At 39.6% G+C, this 19,997-nt stretch carries 16 protein-coding genes; all 16 read right to left on the reverse strand.

Annotation, left to right across the window (positions count from 1 at the left end):
• The coding region (locus G610_RS21435) for a hypothetical protein (protein ID WP_035797864.1) at positions 1–231 on the reverse strand (231 nt) is incomplete at its 3' end.
• Between the two features lie 150 nt (positions 232–381).
• Complete coding sequence (locus G610_RS0116665) at positions 382–1,977, reverse strand: AAA family ATPase (protein ID WP_026525673.1); 1,596 nt, start codon at positions 1,975–1,977, stop codon at positions 382–384.
• A gap of 127 nt (positions 1,978–2,104) precedes the next feature.
• Positions 2,105–3,070, reverse strand: coding sequence for a hypothetical protein (locus G610_RS0116670; RefSeq protein ID WP_026525674.1), 966 nt, complete (start codon positions 3,068–3,070; stop codon positions 2,105–2,107).
• A gap of 422 nt (positions 3,071–3,492) precedes the next feature.
• On the reverse strand, positions 3,493–3,729 hold the full coding sequence (locus G610_RS0116675) for a hypothetical protein (RefSeq protein WP_026525675.1): 237 nt from the start codon (positions 3,727–3,729) through the stop codon (positions 3,493–3,495).
• Positions 3,730–4,222: 493 nt separating this feature from the next.
• Positions 4,223–5,671, reverse strand: a complete 1,449-nt coding sequence (locus G610_RS0116690) for an aminotransferase class I/II-fold pyridoxal phosphate-dependent enzyme (RefSeq protein WP_026525676.1) — start codon at positions 5,669–5,671, stop codon at positions 4,223–4,225.
• A gap of 205 nt (positions 5,672–5,876) precedes the next feature.
• Positions 5,877–6,536, reverse strand: coding sequence for a hypothetical protein (locus tag G610_RS0116695; RefSeq protein ID WP_026525677.1), 660 nt, complete (start codon positions 6,534–6,536; stop codon positions 5,877–5,879).
• 209 nt (positions 6,537–6,745) lie between these two features.
• Positions 6,746–7,981, reverse strand: a complete 1,236-nt coding sequence (locus G610_RS0116700) for a DUF1015 domain-containing protein (RefSeq protein WP_026525678.1) — start codon at positions 7,979–7,981, stop codon at positions 6,746–6,748.
• Positions 7,982–7,989: 8 nt separating this feature from the next.
• Complete coding sequence (locus G610_RS0116705) at positions 7,990–9,159, reverse strand: phosphoglycerate dehydrogenase (protein ID WP_026525679.1); 1,170 nt, start codon at positions 9,157–9,159, stop codon at positions 7,990–7,992.
• A gap of 71 nt (positions 9,160–9,230) precedes the next feature.
• Entirely contained in the window at positions 9,231–10,313 is a 1,083-nt protein-coding gene (serC, locus tag G610_RS0116710) for a 3-phosphoserine/phosphohydroxythreonine transaminase (RefSeq protein WP_026494722.1), read from the reverse strand.
• A gap of 191 nt (positions 10,314–10,504) precedes the next feature.
• Positions 10,505–11,998 (reverse strand): L,D-transpeptidase, encoded by a 1,494-nt coding sequence (locus tag G610_RS0116715; protein ID WP_035797865.1) that lies wholly within the window; start codon positions 11,996–11,998, stop codon positions 10,505–10,507.
• 21 nt (positions 11,999–12,019) lie between these two features.
• On the reverse strand, positions 12,020–13,705 hold the full coding sequence (gene ilvB, locus G610_RS0116720) for a biosynthetic-type acetolactate synthase large subunit (RefSeq protein ID WP_026525681.1): 1,686 nt from the start codon (positions 13,703–13,705) through the stop codon (positions 12,020–12,022).
• 40 nt (positions 13,706–13,745) lie between these two features.
• Positions 13,746–15,410: a dihydroxy-acid dehydratase gene (ilvD, locus tag G610_RS0116725; RefSeq protein WP_026525682.1), complete on the reverse strand. Its 1,665-nt coding sequence runs from the start codon at positions 15,408–15,410 to the stop codon at positions 13,746–13,748.
• A 49-nt stretch (positions 15,411–15,459) separates the two neighbouring features.
• Positions 15,460–17,103: a glycosyltransferase family 39 protein gene (locus G610_RS0116730; protein WP_026525683.1), complete on the reverse strand. Its 1,644-nt coding sequence runs from the start codon at positions 17,101–17,103 to the stop codon at positions 15,460–15,462.
• A complete protein-coding gene (leuB, locus tag G610_RS0116735) occupies positions 17,084–18,184 on the reverse strand; it encodes a 3-isopropylmalate dehydrogenase (RefSeq protein WP_026525684.1) in 1,101 nt (366 codons plus the stop codon). Before leuB ends, G610_RS0116730 begins: the two co-directional genes overlap by 20 nt.
• 129 nt (positions 18,185–18,313) lie before the next feature.
• Complete coding sequence (gene yajC / locus G610_RS0116740) at positions 18,314–18,673, reverse strand: preprotein translocase subunit YajC (RefSeq protein ID WP_242829673.1); 360 nt, start codon at positions 18,671–18,673, stop codon at positions 18,314–18,316.
• Positions 18,674–18,752: 79 nt separating this feature from the next.
• Positions 18,753–19,934, reverse strand: coding sequence for a tRNA guanosine(34) transglycosylase Tgt (gene tgt, locus G610_RS0116745; RefSeq protein WP_026525686.1), 1,182 nt, complete (start codon positions 19,932–19,934; stop codon positions 18,753–18,755).
• Positions 19,935–19,997 lie beyond the last annotated feature (63 nt).

Here is a 19,997-nt window from a genome sequence, read left to right on the forward strand (position 1 = left end):
CATATCCTTCTGCTCGACATAATACTTGTTCTTTCTTACAAGGCTCTTGAATATCTCCTCATCAATCTGCTCATATATCTCACTGATAAGCCTGCATCCAAGCTTTAACACACGCTCATGAACATCGTTTGAAAGATCTGCTGCATCCTTCTCTCCATCAAGGAGACTTCTGACATTTTTCTCAATCTCCTTGATATCATTCTGAATAAACTGTAGTATACTGTTGTACATGGAAAGCACCGCCTTTTTAGATTTTTGTCGCAAACTCAATCTTAACATGAAGGCTGGTGCTTTTCCTTTTTTTATTTCTCCGAATCTATATTTACCCTAATATACCTTATCGGAACCAGACTTCTTATATGTCCTTATTCTTAAAAAATATTAAACGGTCGCCTCATAAAGAAGCTTGTTGCCAATATGAACCTGCTTCACACCTGTTTCTTTGTTTTTGTTAAAATTGAAGCTGAGCATGTAACCGGTTGATAAGCAAAAATAATCGAGATATTCACTTATCTGCTTTTCGCCGCTTTCGTTGTACCTTTCGCCATGCCAGATTTTTAGCTCAATAATGTACTGCTGACCAAGATAATCGATTATTATATCTGTTCTTTTCTGATCCCTTGTCTGTGCTTCGATATAATAATTGCCGGTACCATTTATGATTGGTTTCAGATAAAGAAGAAACTGCTCTCTTCCATCCTTTTCTTTAAACTTATCCTCAAGAGGACCATATATCTGATGATATGTCTGAATGAAGTGTTCAAGAATAAGGCGAACATTAAGTTTTCCATCTTCTACAAAAATATTCCTTGCAAGATCGCCTTCTCTGAAAAATACATTATTTTTGAATTCTTCTTCAGATATGAAAAGGTTGTAAAGTCTGGTTTCAAATATTCTGTTATCTATCCTTACACTGTTATTTACATTCCTGACAAAGCCATACATCTGCATAAGGACTATATCACGCTGGTCAGGGTTCCAGGTGAGTTTGGTACCTTCCATGAGAATACTTTTAAGAGATGCTTTTAATTCAGGTAGATTGTTAAGCTTCCCTGTCAATGACTGGAATAAAGTATTGTCTTCAGAAAGTATCATTTTAACAGCTTCATCCAGTCCATTCCTTGTCCATCTATCATGAAGGTTTTCTATTTTCTTACCAACTTCTGTATCGAGAAGTTCACATATGCGGCTGACAAGAAAAGGATATCCATTAGTATAATCTCTGATTAGCCCAGACATCTCTTCGGTGTCCATTCCGGTATTATGGTCTGATTCATATTCATCCAACATACCTTTTATTCCTTTAGCAGAAAGGCTCATATCAATATTGAATTCAGTCGCAACATTCCAAGGACAATTTTCCTTTGAATCATCTTCGCTACGAATCTTAGACTTAAGATGTTTAACATCTGTTACTCCGGCAAGAATGACGGACTGAAATGTTCTATATTGAGGATTTTTCTGCTTTTTTAAATATCCGGATCGCAATTTACCCAAAAAATCAAGGAAGACCTGATTGTTTGTTGCTGTATCAACTTCGTCTATTATCCATACAATTGGTCTGGCGGAATCATTACATAATGTATCGAAAATTCTAAATATATCATTTAGCTTGGCAGTATTTTCCTGAGCAGAAAGCTTATTTAACAAATCATAATGTTTATCCGGTAACTTTGCGTTCATGCTGTCTTTTGCATCACATAAAACACCAGCAAGCCCTTTTACAAATTGATTCTCATCAATATAATCTGCACCGGTAATATCCTGAAAGTCTATACTTATGACATCATATTTCTGTGACAGGTAACGTTCTAACGCGGTAAGTGTAGTTGTTTTTCCATATTGACGAGCTCTATTGATTGTGAAATACTTTCCGCAATCAACAAGTTGCGTAGTTATTTCTCCAACTCTTTCAGAAAGATCAACCATATAATTTTTATCCGGAACACACACAGCTGTTGTATTAAATGTTTTCACGTATATTCCCTTTGCCAAATTGTGCCATTCTTCGCCATATCTATAGATAATATTAACACTATGACTGGTTATATGCAAAGAAAGGAGCCCCGAAAAGAGGCTCCTAAGCTGTTGGATACAATATATACTACTTAGAACCAGGAAGTAGTTCTTTCATAAGCTTTTGCTGATATTCAGGGTCTTTGGTGGCTTTCTCTAAATCATCAATTCGCCCTAAACTAATAAGTATTGTATTTAGGCTATTAATCGAATTGGTAACTTTTTGAGTAACCTGCTGAGTGACCTGTTCTGTAACTCTTTCAGTAACTTCTTGTGTAACCTGCTCTGTCAATTCATGATCGTGTATTTGTTGTCTCATCCATTCTTTCATATAGTTCTTCGTCACCTCCGATCTATCTTTGACCGTATCAACGATATCTCTAAGCCTTTGTGTGTCTTCGCCGGCATTGTCTTCAAGTTTTCCTGTTACTATATATTTTATCATTTCAGACAGTTTCTTGCCATGTGTATTAGATTCCGGAATATTATAATTTCCGCCGCTATAAAGGAAAATATATCTCCTACCATCATCATATTCAATATCCTTGTGAGTTACGAGTGTAGTCTTCGCCTCATAATACATATCTCCTGCTAAAAATGGATCATATGATAATATTGTGATTGAAATATAATCAGGTAAAGTATTATAGAATTTACCTGACTTAAGTAGTTTAGACTCAACCATTGAAGAGTAATATCTGTGTCTTTTGGGAAGATCTTTTCTGTCAGCTTCCCTGTCCTCCATCTCGATGTCATATACGGATGAAACACTGTTTAATTGCGTTTTGGTATTGTCAATAAATGCATCCAGCCTTATGCCATGGTCACCCTTGTCATTTCCTGTTAAAACTTTTTGCGGCTTTACACTGTCTACTATTACATCATATCCGACTGCTGCACTGATGATGATACTTGCAACCTCCTTTGCCCGATCTTCATCTTCCATTACATAGTTGAAAAGAAAGTTGTTAATCAGTGTCATTGACCTGACAACATTCCTTGCCTCTTCAAATGTGATAATTTCATTAGTAGTTACAATTGATTTTTCATGCACTTTAGTGCCCTCCTTGATAATAAGTATCAGATGAGCAAAAGGTACAGAATTCATAGACGACAGAATCATTCTAAAAATATAAGTAAATCTATTTCGAAAACGTCTTACAACAATTAGTGGAAATAGCGGGTGATCACCCGGATACCTTAACGGTCATCTGACCATTTAAGATAATATTAAAAACGATAATAATTGTCAATGGTGTATTTAATCGTGATAAATAAAGGTGCCTCAAATTGAGCGAATATTATAGAATCTAGTATCTGATGAGCATTTACAGAGGAACATGTAGAATAAGAGCAATTCCTCTGCAAAAACCGATTGTCCAACTTGAATATTACACTTCGCAGCGTAGCATAGCAAAAAGGACAGTTGCACCAAGGGATTAGTGCGACTGCCCCTCTTCTTTTGGACAAACAATATTACTTTTTACTATTTAGAAGCAATCCATTCTTTTTGGCTTCCTCTTTAAACTTGTCAAAATTATAATCATCATCCATGTACTTATCGAGAGTATCCTCAGATAGTGGAGTTCCTATTTTTGTGTATGGCATATCTTTCCCCCTTACTGTTTTATTACGGGGAAAATATTGTTTTTCTTTTTTCATCCCCGTAATTTTTAGCCATTTTTCCGCCATTCTTACGTGGATAAATCTCATTTCCTCTAAGCATCCCCGTAATCCTGAGCCTTTTTTCCGCCATTCTTACGTGAATATATCACATTTTCCCATTCATCCCCGTAATTCACTTCACCATTTCCTGATTTTCTTACGTGGATAAATATTGTTTTTCACGATACCCACGTAATTCAAAACAGCAACTGTAAAAAACTAAAAAGCAGCTAATGATTGACCGACCTTCCATAAATCATTTGACACTACCAGAAAAAAGTTGTAATTTGTTTTAAACTTTATTATTTGCTATAACAAGAGTTAATTCCACGCTATAAAATGTTTATAATTTCGTTTATTACAATTCAAAAAAAATGAGCAGGAAAACCGTAATTGGTATTCCTGCTCTTCCACTTATTTCGCCTTGATGCTCTTCTTTTTGCTCCAATTGGAATAAGTCTTATTTACACCTGTCTTCTTATAGGTGCGGATTCTTACGAAGTACTTTTTACCGGCCTTAATATTACAACTATATCGAAAATCATTTAATTACCTGAAGCTCTGATATATCCTCACTCTCAGGTCCCTGCATTGAACAGCCCTTTTCTTTTGCAGTAATTATATAATCAAGAATTTCTTCTGTAACAACCTCGCCCGGAGAAATGATCGGTATTCCCGGAGGATAACACATTACAGATTCAGCTGAGATTCTTCCTACAGTCTGCTTTATCGGAAGTGATTCCTTCTCAGCATAGAAAGCTTCCTGAGGGGTTGCCTTCACAATAGGTGTTACATACTCTGCTGAGAAAAAGCTCTGCTCAGGTTTTGAATAAAGTCTTCTGATATCAGATAAAGCTCCTGCAAGTCTCTCAATATCCTGAAGCCTGTCGCCAATAGAGATATACGCCATAACGTTAGAAAGATCACCAAATTCCATCTGGATATCATACTCATCACGAAGAAGGTCATATACCTCAATTCCTGTAAGGCCTACGCCTCTTGTATTTACTACAAGCTTGGTCTCATCGAAATCATAGATGCTTCCGCCGTTTATAAGCTCGTGTCCGTAAGCGTAGTAGCCGGGGATCTCATTTATCTCTTCTCTGGCATATTTAGCCATCCCCGTAACCTTCTCAAAGCTGTCATGACCATGAAGAGCCAGATTCCTTCTGGAAATATCAAGACTTGCAATAAGAAGATAACTTGCACTTGTGGTCTGAGTCAGGTTTACAATTCTGCTGATATATCCAACATTTGCATTCTTACCACAAAGAAGTATGGAGCTCTGAGTAAGACTTCCGCCGGATTTATGCATACTGATGGCAGCCATATCAGCTCCTGCCTTCATACCGCAAAGAGGAAGATTCGGTCCAAAATAAAGATGTGTACCATGCGCTTCATCCACCAGAGCCTTCATTCCGTGTGCATGGGCAAGATCAACTATAGCCTGAAGATTGGAACAAATACCATAGTAAGAAGGATTGTTAATAAGGATTGCCTTGGCGTCAGGATTCTCCTTAACAGCCTTCTCAACATCAGAAAGCTCCATTCCAAGCGGAATTCCAAGTTTGGTATCAACCTTGGGATCAATATATACAGGAACAGCGCCGCACAGAATAAGCGCATTTATGGCACTCTTATGCACATTCCTGGGCATAATTATCTTCTCACCATGCTTAACGGAAGACAAAACCATGGCCTGAACAGCACTTGTGGTACCGTTAACCATCAAAAATGCATGCTCAGCTCCAAATGCATCTGCTGTAAGCTCTTCTGCTTCCTTTATTACAGATACGGGATGACACAGGTTATCCAGCGGCTTCATTGAATTAACATCTATACCAACGCACTGTTCTCCAAGAAAGCGCACTAGTTCCGCATTGCCCCTGCCTCGTTTATGTCCGGGTACATCAAAGGGTACCACTCTCTGTTTTCTAAATCTCTCAAGTGCTTCATAAACAGGCGCTCTTCTCTGACGATCAAGATTCAACAGGCCAGTCCTCCATGTTATATATAAGATAGAAAAAGGGCTATGTGCCATTCTTGGCACAAAGCCCTCTAAAGTCTTTTATAGGCAAAAATATCTTATCATTAATGTACCTAATGTCAATAAATATACCCTATTTTTTCATAAGTATTAAGAAATTATCTACAGGTGATATAAGCTTTGCCTACTTTACAATTCCATTTTTTATCTAATCTATCAAGCTAATATAATGTAAATTAAATACATATTTGGGCTGTTTCCTGTCTACAACTTTGAAAAAAATTCCTCCTGCTTTAGTAATGTTTACAGTCCTTTTAGCTTTTTCCCCTTTAGCAAATTTGTATTGCGGTTTAAGTTTTACCGTTATTTTCTTTTTACCTTCAATCCTTTTAAATTTGCTACTATCCCAATAGCCGGGGGTATTAGTTTTATCAAAATAGCGGGTAATATTGATGTTTCCGACTTTGACTAAGGCAAAAGGATTTTGATATTTTTTAACATAGTAATGATCTTCAGAGACTTTATTCCAAACATCATCTATTTTCTCATAATGCACAAGGGTTGCTTTTCCGGGGCCAACAGCACGTACTTCGTAAGACCCTTCACAGCTACTAAAAAAATTTAATGATGGTGAGTAAATCTTCACAACATTTTCATTTGTTGAATTATACTGATCTAATTGTAACCATCCCCTTTGTCTGGAAGCTATAAATTTCTGTTTATAATACTTTGATGATGGCTTAAATAGCCATTCTCCGATATACCTTGTCTTAACCTCGGCTTTTGACTCTATTGAAGTCGTACCCAAGACAATGAACACTGTCATTAAACTTAATACCACACATATCATTTTCTTATACAATTTCATATCAGTATTTCTCCCTTCTGTATTATTTGAAGCAAAAATATTGAGACAACATGAATTATATAAGACAATTATATAATAATATTTTGAAAAAATAATTCATGCCGCTAATTTGTCATTGACAAAAAAGTGGCATGAATTATAAATATCATTTAAAATTTATAAAATCTTTCATAAAGCGATAAACAAACTTCGTTAAGCATTAGGTTAAATCAAATGGAATGAATAAAAAGTCCGCTGAGAAGCTTGGGTTCAAACCAGGTGGATTTTGGCGGCATAAGTCTTCCCGCATCTGCTACGGCAAAAAGCTCATGGATATCTGTGGGATACATAGCAAATGCAAGTACGCAGTCATTCTGACATCGCTTTTCAAGCTCTGATAATCCGCGGATACCTCCTACAAAATCAATTCTGGGATCGTTCTTTGGATCACTTATGTTAAGGAGCGGTGTAAGTACATTGTTCTGCAAAATACTTACGTCAAGACCATCTACTGCATCACTGCTCTTTATATCTTCATGGGCATTTAGTCTGTACCATTTGCCACCAAGAAGCATCCCCATCTCGCACTTCTTGGAAGGCTTAACAGCTGAATTTTCCGGAGTTACATTGAATTTTTCCTTAATCTTTGCAAGGAATTCGTCCTCGGTCATTCCGTTTAAATCCTTAATCACACGGTTATAATCCATGATCATAAGCTCGCTGTCAGGAAAAAGAACTGACAAGAAGAAATCATATTCCTTATTGCCGTTAGCTTCGGGATCAGCCTCTCTTCTCTTTTTTGCAACCTTAACAGCTGAAGCGCATCTGTGATGGCCGTCTGCGATATAAATAGCATCCATTCCCTTAAAAGCGTCAGCAATGGCAGATACTTCATCATCTCTATCAATAATAAACACGCGGCTCTTTATACCATCCTTGGTAACAAAGTCATATACAGGCTTATCCTCAGCCTTAACTCTGTTCATAACTTTTCTAATGACATCGTTTTCTCTGTAGCAAAGGAAAATGGGACCTGTCTGAGCGTCACAGGAATCAACATGATGAATTCTGTCTGCTTCTTTTTTCGCAAGTGTATTCTCGTGCTTCTTGATTACGTTGTTTTCATAGTCATCCACGCTGCTGCAAGCAACAATTCCTGTCTGAACTCTTCCGTCCATTGTCTGCTCATAGAGATAATAGCAGGGCTTTTCCTCATGAACAAAGGTACCGTCCTGGATTTTCTCCCAAAGCATATCATGTGCTTTCTGATACACCTCTTCAGAATACATGTCATAGTCTTCAGTAAACTGAGTTTCAGGTCTGTCTATCGCAAGGAAAGACATAGGTTCTCTCATGACCTCTGCTCTTGCTTCCTCTCTGTTATAAACATCATAAGGAAGTGCAGCCACTCTGTCTGCTATATCTGTTCTTGGTCTGTATGCTGCAAATGCTCTGATATCTGCCATCTGTTCACCTATACATCTTTTCTTACAACACGAACTCTTATTACGCCGTCAATTTTCTCGCATTCTTTTACAAGATCATCGGAGATTGAAGATTCAACATCAATCATTGTGTACGCATAATCGCCCTTGGACTTATTTACCATGTTTGCGATGTTATAGCCGGCATTACCCATAACATTTGTAAATTGACCGATCATACCGGCAACATTCTTATGAATGATTGTAATTCTGGGAAGTGTACAGATTCCCATCTCGCAACGAGGCATATTAACTGCATTAACGATATTACCGTTTTCAAGGTAATCCTTCATCTGGATTACAGCCTTAATCGCACAGTTGTCCTCTGACTCCTCTGTTGAAGCTCCAAGGTGAGGAATTACGATACATCCGTCATGACCTGCAGTTACAGTGTTCGGGAAATCTGTAACATACTTTCTAATCTTACCGGAGTTGATACCTGAAAGAATATCTGTCTCATTGCAAAGGATATCTCTTGCAAGATTCAGAATGATAACACCCTTCTTCATCTTGGCAATAGCCTCAGCATTAACCATTCCCTTTGTGTTATCCAGGGCAGGAACATGAATTGTGATGATATCGCACTTTGAATAAATATCATCTACATTAGTTACGTGCTTAACATCTGAGCTAAGGCTCCATGCTGCATCTACTGAAAGATAAGGATCATATCCATAAACTTCCATACCAAGATTTCTTGCTGCATTTGCTACTCTAACGCCGATTGCTCCAAGACCGATGATACCAAGCTTTTTACCTGCAATCTCAGTACCTGCAAACTTCTTCTTGGTCTTCTCAGTAAGCTTTGCAATCTCAGGATCGCCTGCATTTGCTCTAACCCATTCAACGCCTCCGATGATATCACGGGATGCGATAAGCATTGCTGCAATAACCATCTCCTTTACACCATTTGCGTTTGCACCTGGAGTATTGAAAACAACGATACCCTCATCTGCGCATCTGTCACAGGGAATGTTGTTAACACCTGCACCTGCTCTTGCGATAGCAAGGAGGTTTTCAGAAAAAATCATTTCATTCATGTTGGCACTTCTTACAAGAACGCCATCTGCATCGTCGATGTTATCTACAGCCTGGTACTGCTCTGTGAAATTATTAAGACCAATCTTTGCGATGGGATTTAAGCATTTATATTTGAACATTTCGTCTCCTCTCATGTTAAACACTGTTCTATTCCGTTAATGACCGGATTATTTTTTAATTCAATCCTTGTTTATGAATTTGCCTTCTCGAAGCTCTCCATGAAGTCTACAAGCTTCTGTACGCCTTCCTTAGGCATAGCGTTGTAGATACTTGCTCTCATACCGCCTACAGATCTGTGCCCCTTAAGGCTTACAAGTCCGTTTGCTGTAGCTTCTGCAATGAACTTCGCATTGAGATCTTCGCTGTCTGTGATGAAAGGAACATTCATAAGAGATCTGTCCTCAGCTCTTACAGTGCCCTTGAACATCTTGCTATTATCAAGGAAATCATAGAGGATAGCAGCCTTCTCTTCATTTCTCTTCTTCATCTCTGTGAGACCGCCCTGCTCCTTAAGCCATTTGAACACAAGACCGCACATGTAAATAGCCCAGCAGTTAGGTGTGTTGTAAAGAGATCCGTTATCAGCCTGAGTCTTCCACTTAAGCATTGTAGGAACGAAATCCGGAACATCATCTCTGATAAGATCTTCTCTGATGATGCTGATTACAAGACCTGCAGGTCCTACATTCTTCTGAACGCCACCGTAGATTACGCCGTAATCATTAACATTTACAGGCTCAGAAAGGAAACAGGAGGAAACATCTGATACAAGGATATGACCCTTGGTATTAGGAAGCTTCTTAAACTTTGTTCCATAGATTGTGTTGTTCTCGCAGATATAAACATAGTCTGCATCTTCTGGAATCGCCAGATCGGAACAATCCGGGATATAAGAAAATGTCTTATCAGCACTTGAAGCAACTTCGATAGCTTCGCCGTATTTCTTAGCCTCAGCCATAGCCTTCTTGGCCCACTGGCCAGTTACAATGTATGCTGCCTTCTTATTCTGCATAAGGTTCATGGGAACTGCAGCGAACTGCTGGCTGGCACCGCCCTGAAGGAATAATACCTTGTAATTATCAGGGATATTCATAAGGTCACGGATATCCTGCTCAGCTGTCTGTATAACCTGATCAAAGGTCTTGGATCTGTGGCTCATCTCGTTGATGGACATACCACAACCATTATAATCAAGCATCTCAGCAGCTGCCTGCTTCAAAACTTCCTCCGGCAATACTGCGGGGCCTGCACTAAAATTGTAAACTCTGGACATTGTTCTCTCCTCCTGAAAAAATTTCAAAAAACAAAATTGATTTTTAAATTATTTATTCCACTCTATTCTCATTTTTATTTTTTGTCAACTATGTATTCGGTAATTAATGTTATTTTATTATTTTAAGGAATGAAAAATACAAAAAATAGTCCCCGAACGGGAACTATTTTGATAGATTATTGGTTATTATTTTAATAAAACAATAGTACCGGAACGCCCACTTCTACACTGTTATAAAGGATTTCCATCTTTTCCAGCGGGGAATTTATACAGCCATGAGATCCTGAATGTTTATATATCTCACCGCCAAATTCTTTTCTCCAGGTTGCGTCATGAATGCCTACTCCTTTATTTACTCCAAGCCAATAATTTACGTAAGACGCATAGTCTGCACCACGCAATATTGTGTGATATCGCTTATTGTAAACATGAAAAAGTCCTACCGGAGTGCTTCTTCCTGCTCCTGTATTTCCGGTTACAACATCATATTCCAAGGATAATTTTCCATCTTTGTAGTAGCTAAGATGCTGTTTGCCCATGTCAATGATTATATATTCATTACCAAGCTCTTTAGCATCGATCTCGAAGCTTTTCTTTGGTGCTTCAACAACAAGTTCTGAATTTTCACCGGAAGCAAAGGCTTCTAAGAAATCCTCAAATTCCTTATCCTTATCAAAGAACTGTCCGTCCTTACTGCCACTTACAAATATTGTGCCCTGACCTGTCTTTTGATATGCTGCAATATCATGCTCTGTATCAAATTCCATGATCTTTTTGGAGTAATAATCATATAATTTGGAGCAGCTTATTATAAGATTTCCCTTAGAATCCACAACAAATTCATTCTCAACTCCGTAATCGTAAGGGAATTTACCAACCTTTCCATCATAGATAAAGCGTCCAAGTGATGGATTATCCTCTGATAATTCTTCATCCTTTGCCTTATCCAAATCCTGCAAGGTCACAGCGTATTCAGCAAATTCCTTGCCTGAAAAGCTTATACTCTTATCAAGCATTGTGATGGACATGCTGCGTTTTTGAAGTTCATCCAGCTTTTCATAGAGCTCTTTTACCGCAAGATCATTTTCTGTAGGAGTCATTTTGACATAACACTCAGGATCGTTACTTAAATCCAGCTCATACTCTTTATTATGAACAGCCTCGTTTACTTTTCTGAAAAAGGCCTCGAAGACAGGCTTATTTCTCTCGTTGTTAACAAGATAATAGCCCTCATCTCCGTGTCTTAATTCGTATATTTCTTCACCGGTATCTTCAAAAATAGGCCATCTCTCAAGAGACTTTCTGAGCTTATCCTCATCGATACTGATATTTCCTATGATATCCCTGTCTCTTGAAGTAAACAGATTTATTCCCCACGCAAGAGGATTCTGATTATCAAGTATGTTTTGAAGCTCGTCCTTATAATCTGCTTCGTAGCCAATTGTCGCACCGTCAACAAAATATTTGGAGCCATCCTCGGCGGTCAGAAGAATTCCACTATAAAGCGACGAATTCTTCAACTCGCGATTTACCTGATCAATAGATTTCCCCGTACAGTAAACTCTGTTTATCCAGGTCCCGTATGAAAAGCTGCCTTCGTAATAGTAGCCCATCATAACATAGAGACCCGCAAATACTAATACTGACAAAAACAGTATTATGTATAAAATCCCCCTCTTTGTCATACCTTTCCTTTTAGAGTCAAATTATGCTCTATCCTTTCCTGCAAGATCCTTTGCATCGAAGGCTTCACTGATTGAAGCACCCGGTGAAACCATAGGGAATACCTTTTCATCGGGATCGATGGCAATATCAAGAAGAACAGGTCCCTTTGCTGCAAGAGCCTTCTTAAGTGCAGGCTCTACCTCTTCTTTCTTCTTTACTCTGATAGCCATACAACCAAGACCTTCAGCAACTTTGCAGTAGTCTACCTTATCCGTAAGGATAGTATTTGAATAATGCTGGTTGTAATAGAGATTCTGCCACTGTCTTACCATGCCAAGCACCTGGTTGTTGATCACAACCTCGATGATATGGATATCATATCTGCTGGCAGTAGCAAGCTCGTTCATATTCATTCTAAAGCAGCCGTCACCTGCAATATTTATAACTGTCTTATCAGGCATACCAACCTTAGCTCCGATGGCAGCTCCAAGGCCGTAACCCATTGTACCAAGTCCGCCGGAAGTCAGGAAGGTTCTGGGATGCTTATACTTATAGAACTGAGCAGCCCACATCTGATGCTGACCAACGTCTGTAGAAATGATGGCATCGCCACCCGTAAGCTTATCAATAGTCTCTATAACATAAGGGCAGTTAAGAGTAGTCTTGTCATAAGCAAGAGGGAATTTCTTCTCATACTCCTTGATATGGCTGATCCACTCTGCATGATTAAGCTGAGTAAGCTTATCATTAAGAATTGAAAGTACTTCCTTCAGATCACCGACGATTGAAAAATCCGCATGGATATTCTTATTGATCTCAGCAGCATCTATATCGATTTGAAGTACCTTTGCTTTTCTTGCAAAAGTCTTGGCATTACCAATTACTCTGTCAGAGAAACGTGCGCCTAAAGTAATAAGCAGATCGCACTCACTTACACCAAAATTTGAGGTCTTTGTACCGTGCATTCCGATCATGCCGGTATAGAGGCTGTGATGGCCGTTAAATGCCCCCTTACCCATAAGGGTATCGCAAACCGGGGCCTGGATTCTCTCAGCAAAAGTAAGAAGCTCCTTATCTGCTCCAGAAATTACTGCGCCGCCGCCCACATAGATGAATGGTCTCTTGGCATGCTCAATCATCTTGATAGCAGTCTTGATGTCATCAGAATTAAACTTAAGCTCTTCTTCCTTCTCTACAGGCTTATAGGGCTTATAATCACATTTATTTGCAGTAACATCCTTGGTAATATCAACTATTACAGGGCCGGGTCTTCCGCTTCTTGCAATATCAAAGGCCTTTCTGATGGTGTCAGCAAGATTCTTTATGTCCTTAACGATATAACCATGCTTGGTAATAGGCATGGTTATGCCTGCTATATCCACCTCCTGGAAAGTATCCTTTCCAAGAAGTGGCAGATTAACATTACATGTAATTGCAACCATAGGCACAGAATCCATATAAGCCGTAGCAATTCCGGTAACAAGGTTGGTTGAACCGGGGCCACTTGTAGCAAGACATACTCCTACCTTGCCTGTAGCTCTTGCATATCCATCGGCTGCATGTGCAGCACCCTGCTCATGAGATGTAAGAATGTGCTTTATAACATCCTGCTGTTTGTATAATTCGTCATAAACATTAAGTATGGTTCCGCCCGGATATCCGAAAACAGTGTCAACGCCCTGCTCTTTAAGGCATTCCAAAACTATCTGTGCTCCTGTAAGCTGCATAAAACAGTACTCCTTTATCTAATTCTTGTAATTACTTATTTTATTTGATCTCGAGAATCGCTCCTCTGTTACCACTGGTAACCATCTTCTCATATCTGGCGAGATATCCAGTGGTGATCTTAGGCTCTCTGGGCTGCCATTTAGCTCTTCTCTGCGCAAGCTCTTCATCTGATACCTTCATATCGAGCTTATTATTATTGATATCGATAGAGATAATATCGCCCTCTTCAACAAGTGCAATAGGTCCGCCAACTGCAGCCTCGGGAGATACGTGTCCGATAGATGCTCCTCTGCTTGCACCTGAGAAACGACCATCTGTAATAAGAGCTACAGATGCTCCAAGTCCCATACCTGCAATAGCTGATGTAGGATTAAGCATTTCTCTCATTCCGGGACCACCCTTAGGTCCTTCATATCTGATAACAACAACATCACCTGCTACGATTTTACCGCCAAGGATAGCTGCAATAGCATCTTCCTCGCAGTCAAATACTCTTGCAGGGCCTTCATGCACCATCATCTCAGGTACTACTGCAGATCTCTTAACGATACCTGTATCGGGAGCAATGTTACCCTTAAGTACAGCGATGCCGCCATTAGGCATATAAGGATTTTCAATAGGTCTGATTACCTCAGGATCCATGTTTCTAACGCCTGAAATGTTCTCTCCAACGGTCTTACCTGTGCAAGTAATAAGGTCTGTGTGAAGAAGGTTCTTCTTATTAAGCTCTGCCATAACAGCATAGATACCTCCAGCCTCATTTAAGTCCTCCATGTAGGTAGGGCCGGCAGGAGCAAGGTGACAAAGGTTAGGAGTTCTGTCAGAGATCTCATTTGCCATCTCCATATTGATTTCAACTCCTGCCTCGTGTGCGATCGCAGGAATGTGAAGCATTGTATTTGTGGAACATCCAAGAGCCATATCCATTGCAAGGGCATTCTCGAAGGCTTCCTTGGTCATGATATCTCTGGGCTTTATGTCGCTCTTAATAAGCTCCATGATCTGGTAACCGGCCTGCTTTGCAAGTCTGATTCTTGCTGAATAAACTGCAGGAATTGTACCGTTACCTCTAAGGCCCATTCCGATAGCCTCTGTAAGGCAGTTCATGGAGTTAGCTGTGTACATACCTGAGCAGGAACCGCAGGTAGGACAAACCTTCTCCTCGAACTCATTAAGCTCATCCTCAGTCATCTTGCCTGCTGAATAGGTTCCAACAGCCTCGAACATTGAACTCAGTGAACGCTTTTTGCCGTTTACTCTTCCTGCCATCATAGGACCGCCTGAACAAAATATGGTAGGAATATTGATTCTTGCAGCAGCCATAAGCATTCCGGGAACGCTCTTATCACAGTTAGGAATCATAACCATTCCATCAAAAGCGTGAGCCATTGCAAGACATTCTGTACTGTCAGCCACAAGGTCTCTTGTTACAAGAGAATACTTCATTCCCACATGTCCCATGGCAATACCGTCACATACAGCAATTGCAGGAACGATTACAGGCATACCGCCGGCTTCTGCTACGCCAAGCTTTACAGCCTGAGCAATTCGATCAAGTTCCATATGACCGGGAACAATATCACTCTGTGAGCTTATAATACCGATAAGGGGCTTTTTCCTCTCCTCTGCTGTAAAACCAAGTGCGTTAAACAGACTCCTGTGAGGTGCCTGCTGTAAGCCTTCCATAACGCGATCACTATTCATATTATTTCACCTACCCTTTCTGTAAATTAGTACTTTAGCAAATCAAATCTCATCTTTTATATAAGACAAAATCTTCATTTTCATAAAAAATATAAAACTCTGAATTTATGTAATCCCAAGGAAGTGTCTCATAGGTCTGATAGAATTTCCAATTATCAGGACCATCATAACCTTCCTTCATCATGTTGCGGTCAACAAGGACATAATCACAGTCCAAGGGATCTGTGTTGGTGCATTCTATATCCCATCCGAATTTCAGAAGATATTCCTGATCACAATCGAGAACACATAATTTCTTATTCTCGCTGGGATTCATTACATAAAGTGCGTTGTAACAACTGGTCTCCCTGTCGCCAAGCTGAGCAAAGTATGCTGTATTAAGAAACATCATTACCGAAAATACCGCCATCAGTATAACCGGTATTATCGGAAGTATTTCATAAATCACGAGTGATTTAAGTTTATCTTTAAAGATTTCATTTATCCTAAGATACAGATGCTCGACCACTACCGCAGAACATGCAGCAGTTATAAAACCAAGATAACTGAACACTCTGTAATAAGGTAACTTAGCCTGCAATATCAGCAATATCAAAAATCCGTTTGCATTCATTATTATAAGCAGACTGAAGATTGTACGACTGTTTTCAAAATGCCTTATACACTCTACCCCAAGAATTATAAGTCCAAAAAAAACAATTAAAGCTGTAACTCCAGGGTTAACAGGATACATATAGCTGGCCAGAGTCTGCAACCAGAAATTCAGCTGTCCAATATATCCATTCCTTGGAACACTCTGAATATATGGCTGAGAAAGCATATACTCGATACCTCTAATGGCTGCCTTAAATGGATGTCCAAGTATAAGCTTCACATGGCTCATTCCATAATAAATACTCGCTTCGTCCTTCACCAATAAATTGGAACCTATAGCAAGCCATATAACGGCATATAGTACAAAAACAATAGCTGCTGCTATAAGTCCTGCTGTAATAAAGCTTCTCAGCTTTTTATAATATCTGTTATTCCACTTTTTACCCTTGGCATCGTTGGAACGGATTCCGTTTATTATAAGAAAAAGCCCTGTGGCAAAACAGGTGGGTATCACCCAATAAATGCTGCTTGGAATTGTATATAATCCAAGAATCAGTGTTATCGCAAATTTTACAAAATCCATTTTCACGATGTTTTCTGATTTGCAGATAACGATTATCTCTCTTATGCAAAACAAAAAGCATGTAGTTGCAAGAGTGTATCCTCTTCCCTGTACAGAAAGATCATTTACAAGGAGGCATGTGAAGTATAAAAGCATCGCTCCGTAGGATATCCAGTTACTTACAAAGCGTCTGCATATTCTATATACAATGAAAGGATTAAGTACCGCACATACAAAAGATATCCCTCTAAGGCCTACATAAGGATTCCCAAATAGATCGAGTATAGAAGATAAAACTGAATACCCTACATGATTATTGGGAAGTGGCCAGTGAATAGCAGCATATATCGGACCTCTGCTTATGAAATAATTGTAAGTATAAAGCTCGTCGTACCAGGGAGTAATATAAGCAACACGCCAAATATAATAAAACGCCATAAGTATCAGCGTAAGAACCACCGCCATATCGACAGGTTCTGTGGGCAGATAATTATATAAGCCTATATACGATTCATTATCATTTGATTCTCTCGCCAATCAAATCTCCCATCCTGCGGCATCCGCATCTCTTATCTTCAGAAATATTCTCACCGGCTCTTATAAGATCGCCGGTTCTGTAACCATCTGCAAGAGTCTGTCTGACTGCTTCCTCAATTGCATCAGCTTCCTTCTGTAATCCGAAGCTGTATCTAAGCATCATAGCTGCAGAAAGTATTGTAGCTATAGGATTAGCAAGATCTTTTCCTGCAATGTCCGGGGCACTTCCATGGCTGGGCTCATAGAGTCCAAACTTAGTCTCATTGAGGGAACTACTGGGAAGCATTCCGATAGACCCTGTGATCATGCTGGCTTCATCAGATAAAATATCACCAAACATATTCTCAGTAAGTACCACGTCAAACTGTGAAGGATCCTTAACAAGCTGCATTGCTGCATTGTCCACAAGCATGTGACTAAGCTCTACTTCAGGATAGTCCTTTGCTACCTCGTTAACTACTTTTCTCCAAAGTCTCGAAGAATCAAGTACGTTAGCCTTATCTACGCTTGTAACCTTCTTATTTCTAAGCATTGCGATATCAAAAGCCTTGATTGCTATTCTTCTGATCTCACTTTCCTTGTAAACAAGGGTATCGGTTGCAACAAGCTCTCCATCTACCTCAGTGGTATTTCTGTCACCAAAATAGAGTCCGCCTGTAAGCTCTCTCATAATTAAAAGATCGAACCCTTTCTCAGATGTCTCATCCTTTAAAGGGCAAGCGTCCTTAAGCTGCTCATACAAGAAAGCAGGTCTTAAATTTGCAAATAAATTAAGGGATTTCCTTATTTTCAAAAGACCGGCTTCCGGTCTGAGTGAAGGCTCAAGCTTATACCAGGGAGATGTAGAAGTATCTCCGCCGATAGAGCCCATAAGAACTGCATCAGAATTCCTGCAGGTTTCAATTGTCTCATCAGTAAGGGGCACACCATAAGCGTCAATGGAACAGCCACCCATGAGAACATCAGTGTAAACTATTTCATGTCCGTATTTCTTGCAGGTTATATCAAGTACCTTTTTTGCTTCAGCAACAATCTCCGGTCCGATTCCGTCACCGGGAATACAAGTTATATTAAGTCTCATACCATTTCCTCCCCAAAAATGATAATCAAAAGCCTATGTACCAAATACTTATGAAAAAGCCGGCAAAAATACATAATGCCGGCTTATATACTTTATAATACGAATCCGTATCAGATTCTCTTTACAAAATTACTTCTTTTCATCCTTAGAAGCGCTTGCAACTGCGTCCTCAGGCTTCTCAACCTCAACGATTGCTTCCTTAACCATAGGGATACGGCAGTTCTTGTTGTTACCAAACTCAACGATAACAGTTGATGACTCTTCATCGATATCGATAACTGTTCCGATGAAGCCGCCTGTTGTTCTAACGCTGTCACCAACAGCAAGCTGTGAAAGAAGCTGTGCCTTCTGCTTCTGTTCCTTACGCTGAGGACGAAGCATGATGAAATAAAGTGCTGCGAAAATAGCTACGTAAACAAGTATAATGATAAGTCCGCTACCACCTGTAGCAGCCTGAGCATCCAGTAGCATTAAATTATTAAAGTTCATATAATCCTCCCAATTCCATTTAGTAATATTTTGAACATATTTAGTATCTTACAATTAATGAAGACTTAAAACAAGAGTTTTAACCCTTTTTCCATCCTTTGGCTATATCGTAGCGCTCGCCTGTGATCTCACTGTCATATTCCATGAAGCCGTCAAGCATCTCCTTTTTAAAGGATGCATATCTGCCATCTTCCAGTGCTTTTCTGATATCAGCCATAAGATGATTATAGAAATAAAGATTGTGCAAAACGCAAAGTCTCATACCAAGCATCTCGTTGGATTTAAGAAGATGTCTGATGTAAGCCCTCGAATATCTTCTGCAGGCAGGACATCCGCAGCCTTCCTCGATCGGTCTGTCATCAAGCTCATATTTAGCATTTAAAATATTAAGGTGTCCCTTCTTAGTGTAAAGGTGTCCATGTCTTCCGTTTCTACTGGGATATACGCAGTCAAAGAAGTCTATTCCCCTGTCAACAGCTTCGAGAATATTGGCAGGTGTTCCAACTCCCATAAGATATGTAGGCTTTGCCTCAGGCAAATAAGGAACAACCGTATCGAGCACATGATACATCTCTTCGTGAGTCTCACCAACAGCAAGACCGCCTACGGCATAACCGTCAAGATCCATCTCTGAAATTCTCTTGGCATGTTCAATTCTGATATCATCAAAGATCGCACCCTGATTTATTCCAAAGAGCATTTGATTTTTGTTGATGGTATCAGGAAGGGAATTAAGTCTGTCCATCTCCTTTTTGCATCGCTCAAGCCATCTTGTGGTTCTGTCAACGGACATTTGCACATATTCATGATCAGCTCTTGCAGAAGGACATTCATCAAATGCCATTGCTATTGTAGATGCGATATGAGACTGAATCCTCATGCTCTCCTCAGGTCCCATAAAAAGCTTGTGCCCGTCAATATGGGATCTGAAATACACGCCTTCTTCCTTGATTTTACGGTTTTCAGATAATGAAAATACCTGGAATCCGCCGGAATCCGTAAGGATCGGAACCTTACAATCCATGAACTTGTGGAGTCCGCCCATCTTGTAAATAACATCATCTCCGGGACGAAGATGCAGATGATAGGTATTTGATAAAACAACCTGTGTGCCTATCTGTTCAAGATCCTCAGTGGATACTCCGCCTTTAATTGCAGCAACTGTTGCTACATTCATAAATACAGGGGTCTGAATCACGCCATGAACGGTGTGGAATTCGCCCCTCTTTGCTCTTCCTTCTTTTTTAATAAGTTTGTACATAGTTCCTCACATTCAAATGCATTTTTAGCAAGATAAAAGGCTGCCGAAAAAAGGCAGCCCCAT

The sequence above is a fragment of the Butyrivibrio sp. MB2005 genome (assembly GCF_000424285.1).
GTDB lineage: Bacteria > Bacillota > Clostridia > Lachnospirales > Lachnospiraceae > Butyrivibrio.